Genomic DNA, 261 nt, shown 5'->3' on the forward strand with positions numbered 1-261 from the left:
ACCTGGCCGCGGCCGCGGTGTGGGGCCTGGTCCGTTCCGCGCAGTCTGAACACCCCCACCGTTTCATCCTGCTCGACACCGACACCGACCTCGACACCGACCACGGCAGCGAATTGGGCAGGATCCTCACGGCGGTGCTGGACAGCGGCGAACCGGAGATCGCGGTACGCGCCGGTGGCCTGTATGTCCGGCGGTTGGTCCGGGCCGGTGCTGGCGGGTTGTCTCTGCCTGGTCCCGAGCGGTTGTCGTGGCGTCTTGATG

The 261-nt window shown here is 69.0% G+C and carries 1 protein-coding gene; it reads left to right on the forward strand.

All coding sequences use genetic code 11. The features are described from left to right. The coding region (locus ACLQ2W_RS34020) for a SpnB-like Rossmann fold domain-containing protein (RefSeq protein WP_425792016.1) at window positions 1-261 on the forward strand (261 nt) is incomplete at both ends.

Origin of the sequence: Micromonospora sp. DT227, assembly GCF_049841835.1 — a bacterium.
GTDB lineage: Bacteria > Actinomycetota > Actinomycetes > Mycobacteriales > Micromonosporaceae > Micromonospora.